Raw genomic sequence first — 14,534 nt, forward strand, 5'->3', positions numbered from 1 at the left:
TCCGGCCGTACTGTCGGGGCATGGAGGTCGGTCCGTACGCAGGTCGTCCCTTTCCGCCCGTGGCCGTCCCGCCGGCCCGCCCCGGCCCGTGGCCCGTGGTGGCGGCGGTGCTCCTCGGGTGCTGGACGGTCGCGGTCGCCGTGCCGGGTGAGCTGGTCGGCTGGCTGGCCGACCAGGTCCGGCTCGCCACCGGCCTGGACCGGGTGGTCTGGCTGTGGCCGGTGGCCGCCGCCGTGACGGTGCTGCTGTCCGGGGTGCCGGCGCTGCTGCTGGCCCTGCTGCCCCGCTCCGGGGCGGTCCGGGCCACCGGCCGCGCCTGGCTCGCCGGGCTGCTCGCCCTCGGCGCGCTCACCGGCCTGCGCGCCCTGCCGCCGGTGCATTACGAGGCGTACCTGGCCGCGCTGGCGGCGACGGCTGCCCTGCTCGCCGTGGTGCTGCCCCGGCTGGTCCGGGGCCCCGCGCCCGACCCGACGCCGCCGGCAGCCGGCCCCGACCGGCCGCACGCCCCCGCCGCGCCGGCCGGGCCCGCTGCCGGAACGGGCCCGGCCGGGCCCGTTCCGGCGGCCCCACCGGCCGTGACCTGGCTGGCGGTGGCCGCCGGGCTGGCGACGCTGCTGCCCTGGGCGTGGTTCGGCGCGCTCGGCGGGCTGCTGGAGACCGTGCTCGCGGCGGCGGCCGCGGCGGCCGTCGGCGTCCTCGCCGGGGCGCTGCTCGGCGCCCGGTTCTGGGCGCACCTCGCGGGCGGGCCGCCGCACCGGCCGGCGCGGCTGGTGCTGGTCGGGGGCCTGGTGGCCGGGGTGACGCTGCTGCTGCTCGCCGCCGGCACCGGGCAGTCCGGCGCGCAGCTGCCCGCCCTGCTGACCCTGCCGCCGCTCGGCTTCGCGCTGGCCGCCCTCCAGGCGCCCGCGCTGCGGGCCGGCGGGCCCGCCGGCACCGCGCCCGTGCGCTGGCTGGTCGGGCTCGCCGCGTTCGGGCCGCTGGCCTTCGCCGACCCGGAGGAGGTCACCCTGCTCCTGGCGACCACCCGGGACGTGCCGTTCTGGGTGGCGGTCGCGGCCGCCGCCGGGCTCGCGGTGGCCGCGCTCCTGGCGGTCGCGTACGGCGTGCTGCTGGCCCGCCCGCGTGGCCGCGCGCCGAGCCGGCCGGTGGCGGCGGCGACCGCCGGGGTGCTGCTCGCCGGGGCGGCGCTGGTCCACCTCGGCCCCGGCCAGCCCGGCCTGCACGGCGAGCGGTTGCTGGTGGTGCTGCGCGAGCAGGCCGACCTGGGCGGCGTGCCGGCCGGCGGGGCGGGTCAGGCGGGCCGGGACGCCCGCGCCCGGGAGGTCTACCGGCGGCTGGTCGCCACGGCCGAGCGCACCCAGGCGGGGCTGCGCCGCGACCTGAGCCGGCTGGGGCTCGACCCGACGCCGTACTACCTGGTCAACGCGATCGAGGTGGACGGCGGGCCGGCGGTGCGGGCCTGGTTGTCGCGCCGCCCGGAGGTGGACCGGGTGCTGCTGAGCCAGCGGCTGCGCCCGCTGCCGGCCGGGGCACCGACCAGCCGGGGCGATCAGCCGGCGCCCTCCGGGCCGGCCTGGAACGTCTCCCTGCTCCGCGCCGACCGGGTCTGGTCGCAGCTCGGCGTGACCGGGGCCGGCATCGTGGTGGGCAGCTCCGACTCCGGGGTGGACGGGCGGCACCCGGCGCTGGCCGGCGGCTTCCGGGGCGGCGACGACTCCTGGTACGACCCGTGGGACCACACCCGCGCGCCGACCGACCAGGGCGGCCACGGCACCCACACGACGGGCAGCGCCGTCGGGCGGGACGGGATCGGGGTGGCCCCCGGGGCGAGCTGGGTCGGCTGCGTCAACCTGGACCGCAACCTCGGCAGCCCGGCGCGCTACCTCGACTGCCTCCAGTTCATGCTGGCCCCGTTCCCGGCGGGTGGCGACCCGTTCACCGACGGGCGTCCAGAGCGGGCCCCGCAGGTGCTGACGAACTCGTGGGGCTGCCCGCCGATCGAGGGCTGCGACCCGGCGGCGCTGCGGCCGGCGGCCGACGCGCTGGACGCGGCCGGCATCTTCGTGGTCGCGGCGGCCGGCAACACGGGGCCGTACTGCCGGTCGATCGAGGACCCGCCGGCGACGTACCCGGACGTGTTCACCGTCGGGGCGACCGACCGGGACCGCCAGGTCGCCGACTTCTCCAGCCGGGGGCCGGTGCCCGGCGTGGCGAAGCCGGATGTGGTCGCCCCGGGCGTGGGGGTGCTCTCCGCGATGCCGGGCGGCGGGTACGCCACGCTGGACGGCACGTCGATGGCGGCCCCGCAGGTCGCGGGCGTGGTGGCGCTGATGTGGTCGGCGAACCCGGCGCTGATCGGGGACCTGGAGCGCACCCGTCGGATCCTGCGCGACACCGCCGTCCCGGCCGGGGCGACGTACGCCTCCCGCGGCCCGGCGGACGCCTGCGGCGGCGACGTGAACATCACCGGGGCCGGCCTGGTCGACGCGTACGCCGCTGTCCGCGCGGCGCGCTGAGGGGTAAGGAAGGGCCCCTTGTTAACGCATACGGTAGAGAGGGGTCCCCTTCTCACCCCCGCCCGCGCCCGCCCCGACGGCAGCGGCGGGCGAAACGGGCACGGGGTCGGATAGCGCCGTTCGGCCGTCCCGGCCATCGACGGCCACCTACCGTCGAGGTGAGGAGGCAGCGATGACCACGGACGACGCACAGGCCGACGACCTGCGCCCCGCCGCCTGGGTGCCGGTCGAGGAGATCGCGGGGCAACTGCCGTTCGACCGGCTGGACTACGGCGACGCCGAGCAGTTGGCGGAGATGGCCGGGGGCGACGCGCTCGCGGCCGAGGAGCCGGTGGTCCTGGTCGACGAGCCGATCCGCGTCGACGAGCCGATCCGCATTCGCCGGCCGTCCGGCCGGGCCGGGAGGCGACGCGACCAGCCGCCCCTGCCGACGTGAGAGCCGGCGGCGGGCGTGTCGCCGAGGTGGGGGCACCAGCGGTGGTGGGCCGGCGCGACGCGGAAGGGGCGGGCCGCTGACGCGACCCGCCCCTTCGACGTGCGGTGTAGCTGAACTCGGGTGGGGCTGGACTCAGAAGTCCATGTCCCCGCCGCCCGGGCCAGCCGCGGCGGCCGGGGTCTTCTCCGGCTTGTCCGCGACGACGGCCTCGGTGGTGAGGAAGAGCGCCGCGATCGACGAGGCGTTCTGCAGCGCCGACCGGGTCACCTTGGCCGGGTCGATGATGCCGGCGGCCAGCAGGTCCACGTACTCGCCGCTGGCGGCGTTGAGGCCGTGGCCGGCGTCCAGATTGCGGACGCGCTCGACGACGACGCCACCCTCCAGGCCGGCGTTGACGGCGATCTGCCGCAGCGGGGCGTCCAGCGCGATCTTGACGATCTGCGCGCCGGTCGCCTCGTCGCCGGTCAGGTCCAGCTTGTCGAAGGCGGTCTTGCCGGCCTGCACCAGCGCGACGCCACCACCCGGGACGATGCCCTCCTCGACGGCGGCCTTCGCGTTGCGGACGGCGTCCTCGATGCGGTGCTTGCGCTCCTTCAGCTCGACCTCGGTGGCCGCGCCGACCTTGATCACCGCAACACCGCCGGCCAGCTTGGCCAGGCGCTCCTGCAGCTTCTCGCGGTCGTAGTCGGAGTCGCTCTTGTCGATCTCGGCCCGGATCTGGTTGACCCGGCCCTGGATCTGCTCGGCGTCGCCGGCACCGTCGACGATGGTGGTCTCGTCCTTGGTCACCACGACCTTGCGGGCGCGGCCCAGCATGTCGAGGCCGGCGGCCTCCAGCTTGAGGCCGAGCTCCTCGCTGATGACCTGGCCACCGGTGAGGATGGCGATGTCGGTCAGCATGGCCTTGCGGCGGTCGCCGAAGCCGGGGGCCTTGACGGCCGCGGACTTGAAGACGCCCTTGACCTTGTTGACCACCAGGGTCGGCAGGGCCTCGCCCTCCACGTCCTCGGCGATGATCAGCAGCGGCTTGCCCGACTGCATGACCTTCTCCAGGATCGGGAGCAGGTCCTTCACCGACGAGATCTTGCTGTTGGCGATCAGGATGTAAGGCTCGTCGAAGACGGCCTCCATGCGCTCCGGGTCGGTCATGAAGTACGCGGAGATGTAGCCCTTGTCGAAGCGCATGCCCTCGGTGAGCTCAAGCTCCAGGCCGAAGGTGTTGCTCTCCTCGACGGTGATGACGCCTTCCTTGCCGACCTTGTCCATCGCCTCGGCGATGATCTCGCCGACGGTGCTGTCACCGGCGGAGATGGAGGCGGTGGAGGCGATCTGCTCCTTGGTCTCGACGTCCTTGGCGAGCTTGGACAGCTCCTCCGAGACGCTGGCCACGGCGGCCTCGATGCCCCGCTTCAGGGCCATCGGGTTGGCGCCGGCGGCCACGTTGCGCAGGCCCTCGCGGACCAGGGCCTGGGCCAGGACGGTCGCCGTCGTCGTGCCGTCACCGGCCACGTCGTCGGTCTTCTTGGCGACCTCCTTGACCAGCTCGGCGCCGATCTTCTCGTACGGGTCCTCGAGCTCGATCTCCTTGGCGATGCTCACACCATCGTTGGTGATGGTGGGGGCACCCCACTTCTTCTCGAGCACCACGTTGCGGCCCTTCGGGCCGAGGGTCACCTTCACGGCGTCGGCGAGCTGGTTCATGCCCCGCTCGAGGCCGCGGCGAGCCTCTTCGTCGAACGCGATCATCTTGGCCATACGGCGTTGTCCTCCTGGACACTCACGGGCCACCCGAGTGTGTGTCCCGGATGGGCCGCCTGGTGTACGCACCTTGGGACGTCGCCACCTGGCGACGACGACGTCTCCTCGGCCGGGCCGGATAGCCCGCGACGACCGGCCATGTGCCACCCGACGGATTTCCGCCGTGCGGCCGTGGCCCCACCGTCCCGACCATTGGCACTCACCCAAGGCGAGTGCCAATGACTTGTTTAGCACTCTGCCCTGCCGAGTGCAAGCACGATGCGGCGGACGGGCCGGGTCGACCCCGCCTGACCAGCGCGACCCGGCCCACCGGTTCAGCCGATTTCACCCGCCAGCCGGGCGGCGGTAACCGCGCCCTCGTACGCCCGCTGCTCGGCGTACGTGACGACCAGGCCGATCAGGTACACCAGGGCGGCCGGGACCGCGACCAGGGCGGCGCCCAGGGCGTACGCGACGTTCCAGCCGTCCAGCGAGGCGGCGTCGGCAGGGTCGGCGAAGAAGAGGGCGGCGACCTGGATCGGGGCCACGACCATGGACGCGAGGGAGGCGGCGAGCCCGACCAGCGCGATCCGCCCGAGCACGGGCCCGAGGCGGGCGTGGAACAGCTGCCGGGCCCGGCCGAGCGGGGCGCCGCCCTCGAAGAGCAGCACCGGGCCGAACAGGCTCAGCGCGGCCATCACGTACAGGCCGGGCAGGTAGCACAGCACGAAGCCGACCAGCATGAGCAGGACGTAGACCACCGTCCAGCCCCACAGCGCCGGGGCCCGGCGCAGGCCGTACGCCAGGGCGTCGCCCACCGACGTCGGCTCGCCCGCGGCCTGCCGCGCCACCACGCGGGTGCCGGCGGCCCAGCCGACCGCCTGGACGAACCCGAGCAGGCAGCCGAGGCCGATCATCGCGGCGAGGAAGACGCCGAGGTCGGCGAGGTAGCCGTCGGGCAGCGGGGGCGGCGGCTCGCCGGGCGCGGTGGGCTCCAGCGGCGGCAGCGGGTACAGCGGCACGGTCGCCAGCAGCAGCAGGAGCGTCGGCAGGGCATGGGTGAGGGCCAGGACCGGCACGAGCAGCCGCCAACTGCGGCGCAGCGTGCCGGAGCACCGGGAGAACCACCCGCTCAGCCCTTCCCCGGGCAGGGTGACCAGCGGGTCCGCCGGGTCGTAGCCGGGTGGCGGCCACGGCACCGCGCAGCCCGGCGGAAAGGGGTGGCCCGGCGGGTACGGCGCGGCGTGCGCCGGCGGTAGCGCCGGGCCGGGGTGGGGCTGCCGGCCGGGGTGAAGTTGCTGGCCGGGATAGGGCTGCTGGCCCGGGTGGGCCGGGAACCCGGTGGGGTGCCGGACGGGCGGCGGACCGACCGCAGCCGGCCCCTCGGGCCCCGGGAGGGATCGATCGGGTGGGGGTGGCTGGGACATGGGCCCTCCTCAGCGGCGACGCCGGAACGGCTCACGATCTTCCCTGGCCCGACCCGCCTCCGCCGCCCCGGGGCGACGCGCTCCGCCCGGGGGCGACGCGCTCTGCCCAGCACCGGCGGCCCGCCCGCCCGCGGGCCCCAGCGTCGGGCGGTCAGGCGACGACGCGTACGCGCTCGGCCTGCGGCCCCTTCTGCCCCTGGGCGATCTCGAACTCGACGCGCTGCCCGTCATCCAGCGCCTTGTAGCCGTCCATCTCGATGGCGGAGAAGTGGACGAAGACGTCCTGCCCCCCGTCGACGGCGATGAAGCCGTAGCCCTTCTCGGCGTTGAACCACTTCACGGTGCCCTGTGCCACGGTGCACTTCCTAACGTCGCGCGGCCTTCCACGAGCGGGTACGCCGACGGAACCGGCGGCCCCGGGAACACCGGTTTCACCCGTCTGCGCCGACCGGGAAACCAGTGACCGAAATCGCACGCTACACGAGGAGTGACGATGGCGCACGGCCACAAATGGGGCTATAACGGACCGACCTCAACCCGGCACTCCATAGGCGACCATCACTGCGATAGGTATGCGGGATGACAGCAGTTTCCCGCCCGCCGACCGACCCGGGCAGCGCCCCGACGGGGACGGCCGACGCCGTCGCACGGGCAGCCGACGTACGCCGGGTGACCCTGCCGGACGCGGCCCGGATGCGGGCGCTGCGGCTGGAGATGCTCGCCGACGCGCCGCTGGCCTTCCTGGAGACCCTGGCGGAGGCCGCCGCCCGCCCGCATGCCGAGTACGCGGCCCGCGTCGCGTCGGTCGCCAGCGGCCGGCACACCGCCCAGTTCGTCGCCGACCCCGGCGCGGACCGGCCCGGCGGCCCCGCCGGGCGGCTCCTCGGGCACGCCGGCGGGACGGTCTCGGCGGACGAGCCCGGCCTCACCGTCGTCTACGCCGTCTACGTCACGCCGGCCCGGCGCGGCACCGGGCTGCTCGCCGCGCTGATCGAGGGGGTCGCCGCCTGGTCCCGGGAGTGCGGTCGGCCGGAGCTGATGCTGGAGGTCGTCGTCGGCAACGACCGCGCCTACCGGGCGTACCGGAGGCTGGGCTTCGTCGACACGGGCGTGCGGGTGCCGCACCCGAGGCTCCCCGCCCTGCGTGAGCTGCAGATGCGCCGCCCGGCGTGAGGCGGGGCGTTTGCAGGGGCCCCCTGTACAACAGAATGCGTTAACAAGGGGCCCCTCCTTGCACCTCAGGCGGGGCGGCGGCTCTGGACGATGCGGAACCGGTTCGCCACGTACGCGCCGTCGGTCAGCGCCGCGTTCGCCGCCGCGTTGGCGCCGCTGCCGTGGAAGTCGGAGAACGCCGCCGACTGGTTGACGAAGACGCCGCCGGTCAGGTTGCACGACAGGTGCACCCCGACGTCGATCGCCGCCGCCTCGGCCGCGTCCAGCACCGCCGGGTCGGTCGAGTAGACGGCGGCGGTCAGCGCCCCGGACTCGCCAACGGTGGCGCGCAGGAGCTCCAGGCTGTGCGCGGTGGAGTCGGTGGCGATCACGAACGAGATCGGCCCGAACCACTCCCGGCCGTACGTCGCGGTGTCGGCGGCGGCCAGCTGCACGATGGTCGGCGTCCGCACCACCGCGCCGGGGAAGGCCGGGTGCTCGACCGTACGCGACTCCAGCACCGCCGCCCCGACCTTGGTGACCTCGTCGAGGCGCTCCAGCACCCCGTCGTTGACGATCGCGCCGGTCAGCTCGACGCCCCGGGCCGGGTCGGCGGTGAGCTTGCCGACAGCGGCGGCGATCCCGGCGGCCACCTCGTCGAAGCTCTTGTGCCCCTGGTCGGTGTCGATGCCGCCGGCGGGGACGAGGATGTTCTGCGAGGTGGTGCACATCTGGCCGCTGTAGAGGGTCAGCGTGAAGCCGAGGTTGCGGCACATCCCGGCGAAGTCGTCGGTGGAGTCGATCACCACCGTGTTCAGGCCGGCCTTCTCCGTGTAGACCGTCGCCTGCCGGGCGTTGGCCTCCAGCCAGTCGCCGTACTCGGTGGAGCCGGTGAAGTCGACGATCTTCACGGCCGGGTGCAGGGCGAGGGTGGAGGCGAGCTTCTCGCCGGGGGCCTCGGGGGCGAGCAGCACCAGGTTGGGGTCGAAGCCGGCCTCGGCGAGCACCTCGCGGGCGTACTTCACGGTGATCGCGAGCGGCAGCACCGCGCGGGGGTGCGGCTTGACGACCACCGGGTTGCCGGTGACCAGCGAGGCGAACAGCCCGGGGTAGGAGTTCCAGGTCGGGAAGGTGTTGCAGCCGACGACGAGGGCCACCCCGCGCGGCACCACGTGGAACGTCTTGGTCATCCGCAGCGGGTCGCCCTTGCCGGCGGGCTTCTCCCAGCCGGCCGTCCCCGGGTGCCGGGTCATCTCCGCGTACGCGTAGGCGACCGCTTCGAGGGCGCGGTCCAGCGCGTGCGCGCCGCCGGCCTGGAAGGCCATCACGAACGCCTGGCCGCTGGTGAACTGCACCGCGTTGGCCAGCTCGAAGACGTGCCTGTGCAGCCGGTCGAGGATCTCCAGGCAGACGCCCGCGCGGGCCTGCGGGCCGGCGTCGCGCCAGGCGGGCAGGGCGGCGGTGGCGGCGGCCACCAGCTCGTCGGCGCCCGGGTGCGGGTAGCGCACGTTCAGCTCCAGCCCGAACGGGCTGGCCTCGGTGGCGACCCGGTCGCCGGTGCCGGGCTGGTCGAGCGGGAAGTCGCCGTTCAGGTACGCCTCGAACGCGGCCTTGCCGTCGGCGGCGGCGGTCTCGCCATAGACCCGGGGGCTGGGTGACTCGGGATAGGCGGACCAGTACCCGCGCTCCGTGATCGCGGTCAGCGCCCGGTGCAGGGTGTCGGCGTGCTTGTCGTACTCGGGATGCGGGGTCTCCGTCATGCCCGCCATCATGCCGCAGCCGGCGGGCGGGCAGTAGGGTCGGCGGACGCCGCCGGCCGGCGGTCAGAGGGTGAGCTGCCAGTCGGTCCAGGCGTCGACCGGGCGGAACCCGAGCGCCTCGTTGATGGCGATCATGTGCGCGTTGGCCTGCGCGTTGAAGGTGTCCACCGCGCGCAGCCCCGGCTCGTGGGCGAGCGCGTACCGCAGGTTCTCGACCTTGACGAGCAGCCCGAGCCGGTGGCCCCGGTGCGCCGGGTCGACGATGGTGATCTGCTGCCACGCGTGCCACGGCACGTTGGGGCCGACGTCGATCGTCGTCCAGGCGACCAGCCGGCCGGACGCGGCGTGCACCGCCCCGTGGTGGTAGCGGCGGCGGCCCCGCGCGTCCAACGCCCGCTCGACGCCCCGGATCCGCTCGACGTCGACCCGCTCCGGCTCCCACTCCATCTCGCCCAGGGGCGCGTCGGCCATCAGCCGGCCGTCGAGGTGGGCGACGTCGGCGACGAGCTCCTGCGGGGCCGCGCCCTGCCAGCGGACCGTGCGGTAGCCGGCGGCGCGGGACCGGGCGTCGGCCAGCGCCGCGTCGAGCGCGGCATGGTCGAGCCGGGTGGTGTCGAGGCGGCGGCGGACCTCGGCGAGCACCGCCCGCGCGCCCGTCGCCGCGGCGAACGCCCCGCCGGCCCCGCCGCGCGCCGGCCCGCCGGGCAGGGCCGCGACGGTCGCGCCGATCACCCGCTTGCGCCCCCGCTCGCGCAGCAGCTCCACGCCGTGCGCGTGCAGCGCCCGGCCGACCCCGCGCCGCCGGTGCGTCGGGTGCACGAGCAGGTCGACGGTGGCGTTGTCGGTGTTGTCGAGCTGCGGCAGGTCGAGGGCGAGGTAGCCCGCCGGCGCGCCGTCGAGCCGGGCGAGCGCCCAGACCGGCACGTTGCCCGGCATCGGGTGCCGGATCGCCGCCTCGAAGCGCCGCCGGCACAGCGGCGGGAAGTCGGGGACGTCCGCCTGGTCGGCGGCGGCCCGGATTCCGTACGCCGCGTCGACCGCGCCCTGGTCCGCCGGGTCGATCGGGGTGATGGTGATGCGCATGGGCCGAGGGTGGCCGGGGAAAGACGATCGGGCCAGCGAATTTCTCCGCTGGCCCGATCGGACGTTGGTCGGGAGGGACGATCGCACAACGCCTCCGGCGTTGGGTCGTAAGAACTTAAAGTCTACGGCGAAACGCCCTCCCGCACGGAGCATCTTGCGCCGTCCGGTTCCTGCCGTCAAGTCCTCGGCGGCGGGTTTTTGCGTACGGAGGGCAAAACGTCGGTTACCCGACGGATCGGCGCCCTTCGTGAAGGCGCGCGATGTCGGCGACATGGGGGTGTCCCGGCGGGCGGATGCCCCCATGTCGCCGACCCGGCGTCGATCAAGTCTCGACCGGCACGGCGACCCGGGCCGGACGGGGACTCAGCCGAGCAGGCCGGCGTCGCGGGCGGCGCGCAGCGAGGGCTTGATCCGGTGGGTCGGGCCGACCTGCGGGGCGACGGCGTCGATGGTCTTGAGCCCCTCGCCGGTGTTGAACACGACGGTCTCCGCCGTCGGGTCGAGCCGGCCGGACTCGACCAGCTTGCGCAGCACCGCCACGGTCACCCCGCCGGCGGTCTCGGCGAAGATCCCGGTGGTGCGGGCCAGCAGCCGGATGCCCGCGCGGATCTCGTCGTCGTCGACGTACTCCATCCACCCGCCGGTGCGCCGCACGGCCTCCAGCGCGTAGAGGCCGGCGGCGGGGTCGCCGATGTTCAGCGACTTGGCGATGCCGGTCGGCTTGACCGGGGTGATGGTGTCGGTGTCGGCGTGCAGGGCCGCCGCGATCGGGTTGCAGCCGGCCGACTGCGCCCCGAACACCTTCCAGCCGCCGGCCGGGGCCTCGACGAGGCCGATCTCGACCAGCTCGCTGAACGCCTTGTCGATCTTGGTGAGCAGCTCGCCGCTCGCCATCGGGATGACCACCTGGGCCGGGATCCGCCAGCCGAGCTGCTCGGCCACCTCGTACCCGAGGGTCTTGGAGCCCTCCGCGTAGTAGGGCCGGACGTTGACGTTGACGAAGGCCGTGTCCTCGAACTCGTCGGTCTCCACCAGCTCGCCGCAGAGCCGGTTCACGTCGTCGTACGAGCCGTCGATGGCGACCAGCTCCCCGCCGTAGACGGCGGTGGTGACCACCTTGCCCGGCTCCAGGTCGCTGGGGATGAACACGATCGACGGGGCCCCGGCACGGGCCGCGTGGGCGGCGACCGAGTTGGCCAGGTTGCCGGTCGACGCGCAGGCGAAGCGGGTGAAGCCGAGCGCCCGGGCGGCGGTGAGCGCCACCGACACCACCCGGTCCTTGAACGAGTGGGTGGGGTTGGCGCTGTCGTCCTTGACCCAGAGGGGGGCGGTGATGCCCAGCTCGGCGGCGAGGTTGCCGGCGGCGACCAGCGGGGTCAGCCCCGGGTCCACGGTCACCCGGGTCGCCGGGTCCTGCCCGGCGGGCAGGAGGGCGGCGTACCGCCAGAGGTTCTGCGGGCCGGCCTCGATCTGCTCGCGGGTGACCCGGGCCAGGGCCGCCGCGTCGTAGTCGACTTCGAGGGGGCCGAAACACTCGTAGCAGGCGTGCTGCGCGGCGAGCGGGTAGCGCGCCGAACAGGCGCGGCAGACCAGGGCGCGGGCGGGGCTGGCGGCGGTGTCGATGCCGGGCGCGGCGAGGGTCGACGTCATGTCGAGGAGGTCCTCTCATCTTTCCCCGCATCGCACCCTGCGGCGGGGACGGAATTGGCACCTGTCCGCGCCGCTCGTCATCGAGCGCACGGGTGGTTGCCGGGGCTTCGTCGGGCCGTATCCCTCTGCCCCTCTGGATGAGGTATTCAGTTGTGCCGCCGAGTCTACGGCGGATCGCGGCGAGCGCCACCCGAGCTTCCCAGCGTATGGGCCGGATCGGGGGTGCCGACTTGGTCACATCATCGCTCTCCGCACCGCCACCGCCACCCACGGCGACCATCTCCGGGGCTTCCGGAAGGGCGGGTGGCCTGCGCTTTCTAGCCTGACGGCGTGACCTACCCCCCGACGCCCGGCACGCCCGGGCCGCCCCCCAGTCCCGGCGTGCCCGGGCCGCCCCCGAAGCCCCGTGGAACCGGCCGGACGACCCGTACCGTGATCGTCGTGGCCGCCGTGGTGGCGCTGCTCTGTTGCGCCGGCGCATTCACCGGCGGCGGCATCTGGTTCTTCCGCACCGTGCAGGGCACCACCGCGCCCGCCCGGAACGCCGCGACCGCATACCTCGACGACGTGCGGGACGGCAACCACCCGGCCGCGTACGGCCGGCTCTGCGAGCAGCTGCGCAGCCAGCTGACCGAGGAGGAGTTCGCCCGGGCCCGGGCGGCCGAGCCGCCCCTGGGCAACTACCGGGTCACCGCCACCGAGGTGAGCAGCAGCACCGACAGCCAGTCCCGGGCCGAGGTGACCGTCACCGCCGCCGGCCGGCAGCAGGTCCTCACCCTGGTCGAGGAGGGCGGCGACTGGCGGGTGTGCGGGGGGATCTGAGCGGCACCGGCCGGGATCAGCGGTGGTGCCGCCGCCACCGCGCCTCCCGGACCTCGCGCGCCTCGCGTTCCTCCCGCACGGCCTCGTGCAGCGCCCACCGCGAGCCCGCCAGCAGCACGATCTCGGCGACGACCAGGCCGACGGTGAGCACGGTGAGCAGGGCCACCGCGACGAGGGCGGGGAGGCGGCCGGCGACGGGCACCGCGGCGACCACGAGCACCACGACGGTGACCCGGGTCCACACGACGGTGCCGAGGACCCGGAGCTGGAAGGCGACCAGGCTCACCAGGTAGAGGGCGGCCCCCGTGAACAGCAGGGGGCCGCCGAGGCCGGGCAACGGGCCGAGCAGGTCGACGCCGGCCGCGCCGAGGTGGTGCACCATCTGCTCGCCGCCGAGCGCCACCAGGATGAGCCCGGCGATCATCGGCAGGTGCAGGTAGAGGTAGCCGTCGCGGGCCGCCGCGATCCGGTTGGGGCCCCGGCGGCCGTGCATCGCCAGCTCGGCGGCCGGGGCCAGGCTGTCGAAGTAGAGCCACCAGAGGCTGACGATGGCGGCCAGGCCCGCCAGCGTGGTGTAGAAGGTGGGCCAGGTGACCGGCTGGCCGAGGACCCCGCTGCCCAGGCCGATCGAGATGATCAGCTCGCCGAAGGCGATGATGACGATCAGCTCGAAGCGCTCGACGAAGTGGCCGGGGGCGGCGATCCGCCAGCCGGACAGCCCGACGGCGAAGCCGTTGCCGTACTCGACCAGCACGGCGAGGGCCCAGATGCCGGGCCGGACCCAGACGTGGTCGGTGCCGCCGGGGAGGTCGGGCACGAATGCCGCCGCCAGCAGCAGCCCGGTGGAGACGACGACCGCGAGGCCGATCCGGACGAGCTGGCGACGCTCCTCGGGCAGGTCCCGGACCGCGTACAGGTGGAGCCCGAGGTGCAGCCCTCGGATCAGGAAATAGCAGATGGGGAAGAGCACGGGGGCGGGGCCCCCGCCCGACTGGTCGCCGAACGCCTGCGGGATGGACAGGGCGATGCCCAGCACCGCCCCCATGGCGGTCAGGGTCACCAGCGGGGCGATGCCCTCCCCCAGGCGCACCCGCTGGGCCACCAGCATGTGGGCGATCCAGCACAGCCACAGCAGGGCCAGGACGAGCATGCCCTTGACCAGCCCGTGGGTGCTCAGGTCCTCGGCCACGAACCGGGAGACGTTGAAGAAGCCGTAGACGAAGACCAGGTCGAAGAAGACCTCGACGCGGGCCACCCGGGCCCCGGCGGCGACCGGGCGGACCGGGCGCCAGCCCGGATACCTGCGGCTGCCCACCTGCGCGAGTCTGGCAGCCGCCCCCGGGCGACGGTGCCGGAACGGCGAGATGGGGGCGGGTGCCGCGACTACCGCCGGGGCGGGCGCTCAGGGGTGCCGTCTTCGCTGGCAGCCCGCCCGCCCCGGCGGCGGTCGGGTCAGGCAGGCACCGAGCGCTTGCTCGGGGCGGGCGCCGCGACGGCCGGCTCCCGGCGGCGGCCCAGCAGGGTGTCGACGGCCCACGTCCCGGGGCCGAGCACCGCGATGAGCACGAACGACCAGCAGAACAGCGCGGACAGTTCACCGCCGTTGCGCAGCGGCAGCAGCCCCTCCGGCTGGTGCACCACGAAGTACGCGTACGCCATCGAGCCCGAGGCGAGCAGCGCGGCGGGTCGGGTGAACAGCCCGGCCAGCACCAGCGCGCCGCAGACGGCCTGGATCAGGGCGGCGTACCAGCCTGGCCAGGTGCCGAGCGGAACCGCCTGACCGGTTCCTCGCGCACCGCCGAAGACACCGAGCAGCGACGACAGGCCGTGGAACAGAAAGAGCAGGCCAATCACCATGCGGAACAGGGACAGGACGGGACCGCCAAGTCGGTCAATGTTCATACCACACCTCCAGTGACAGAAGTCAATGCAGATAGAATGCGGTAAGAAT

At 74.5% G+C, this 14,534-nt stretch carries 12 protein-coding genes and 1 riboswitch; of the genes, 4 read left to right on the top strand and 8 right to left on the bottom strand.

Annotated features, from left to right (window positions below):
• Positions 1–20 precede the first annotated feature (20 nt).
• Together GA0070558_RS09760 and GA0070558_RS09765 are read left to right on the top strand one after the other, a co-directional pair.
• Positions 21–2,516, top strand: coding sequence for a S8 family serine peptidase (locus GA0070558_RS09760; protein ID WP_091277875.1), 2,496 nt, complete (start codon positions 21–23; stop codon positions 2,514–2,516).
• 172 nt (positions 2,517–2,688) lie between these two features.
• Positions 2,689–2,952 (top strand): hypothetical protein, encoded by a 264-nt coding sequence (locus tag GA0070558_RS09765; RefSeq protein ID WP_077938125.1) that lies wholly within the window; start codon positions 2,689–2,691, stop codon positions 2,950–2,952.
• A 132-nt stretch (positions 2,953–3,084) separates the two neighbouring features.
• On the opposite strand, the gene groL is transcribed toward GA0070558_RS09765, so the two are convergent.
• The 3 genes from groL to GA0070558_RS09780 form a co-directional block, all read right to left on the bottom strand.
• Entirely contained in the window at positions 3,085–4,707 is a 1,623-nt protein-coding gene (gene groL / locus GA0070558_RS09770; RefSeq protein WP_043965179.1) for a chaperonin GroEL, read from the bottom strand.
• A gap of 317 nt (positions 4,708–5,024) precedes the next feature.
• Complete coding sequence (locus GA0070558_RS09775; RefSeq protein ID WP_141722186.1) at positions 5,025–6,116, bottom strand: hypothetical protein; 1,092 nt, start codon at positions 6,114–6,116, stop codon at positions 5,025–5,027.
• 151 nt (positions 6,117–6,267) lie between these two features.
• Positions 6,268–6,471 carry a cold-shock protein gene (locus GA0070558_RS09780; protein ID WP_007073263.1) on the bottom strand — a complete coding sequence of 68 codons (204 nt, stop codon included), beginning with the start codon at positions 6,469–6,471 and terminating at the stop codon, positions 6,268–6,270.
• A 338-nt stretch (positions 6,472–6,809) separates the two neighbouring features.
• Between GA0070558_RS09780 and GA0070558_RS09785 the strand changes: the two genes are divergently transcribed.
• Positions 6,810–7,289 (top strand): GNAT family N-acetyltransferase, encoded by a 480-nt coding sequence (locus GA0070558_RS09785; protein ID WP_091278130.1) that lies wholly within the window; start codon positions 6,810–6,812, stop codon positions 7,287–7,289.
• A 65-nt stretch (positions 7,290–7,354) separates the two neighbouring features.
• On the opposite strand, the gene paaN is transcribed toward GA0070558_RS09785, so the two are convergent.
• The 3 genes from paaN to thrC all read right to left on the bottom strand — a co-directional run bounded on the left by paaN (position 7,355) and on the right by thrC (position 11,761).
• A complete protein-coding gene (paaN, locus tag GA0070558_RS09790) occupies positions 7,355–9,028 on the bottom strand; it encodes a phenylacetic acid degradation protein PaaN (protein ID WP_176734159.1) in 1,674 nt (557 codons plus the stop codon).
• A 63-nt stretch (positions 9,029–9,091) separates the two neighbouring features.
• The gene (locus GA0070558_RS09795) at positions 9,092–10,111 is read right to left on the bottom strand and encodes a GNAT family N-acetyltransferase (RefSeq protein WP_091277881.1); all 1,020 of its coding nucleotides are present in this window, start codon (positions 10,109–10,111) and stop codon (positions 9,092–9,094) included.
• Positions 10,112–10,474: 363 nt separating this feature from the next.
• Entirely contained in the window at positions 10,475–11,761 is a 1,287-nt protein-coding gene (gene thrC / locus GA0070558_RS09800) for a threonine synthase (protein WP_077938120.1), read from the bottom strand.
• Positions 11,762–11,773: 12 nt separating this feature from the next.
• A riboswitch (SAM riboswitch) is annotated at positions 11,774–11,905 on the bottom strand.
• A 288-nt stretch (positions 11,906–12,193) separates the two neighbouring features.
• Between thrC and GA0070558_RS09805 the strand changes: the two genes are divergently transcribed.
• Entirely contained in the window at positions 12,194–12,583 is a 390-nt protein-coding gene (locus GA0070558_RS09805) for an Rv0361 family membrane protein (protein WP_091277883.1), read from the top strand.
• 16 nt (positions 12,584–12,599) lie between these two features.
• Here GA0070558_RS09805 and GA0070558_RS09810 read toward each other — a convergent pair whose 3' ends face one another.
• Both GA0070558_RS09810 and GA0070558_RS09815 read right to left on the bottom strand, forming a co-directional pair.
• Positions 12,600–13,898: a low temperature requirement protein A gene (locus GA0070558_RS09810; protein ID WP_176734160.1), complete on the bottom strand. Its 1,299-nt coding sequence runs from the start codon at positions 13,896–13,898 to the stop codon at positions 12,600–12,602.
• 137 nt (positions 13,899–14,035) lie between these two features.
• Positions 14,036–14,485 carry a DoxX family protein gene (locus GA0070558_RS09815; protein WP_077938116.1) on the bottom strand — a complete coding sequence of 150 codons (450 nt, stop codon included), beginning with the start codon at positions 14,483–14,485 and terminating at the stop codon, positions 14,036–14,038.
• Positions 14,486–14,534: the final 49 nt, after the last annotated feature.

This window comes from Micromonospora haikouensis, assembly GCF_900091595.1.
Taxonomy (GTDB): domain Bacteria; phylum Actinomycetota; class Actinomycetes; order Mycobacteriales; family Micromonosporaceae; genus Micromonospora; species Micromonospora haikouensis.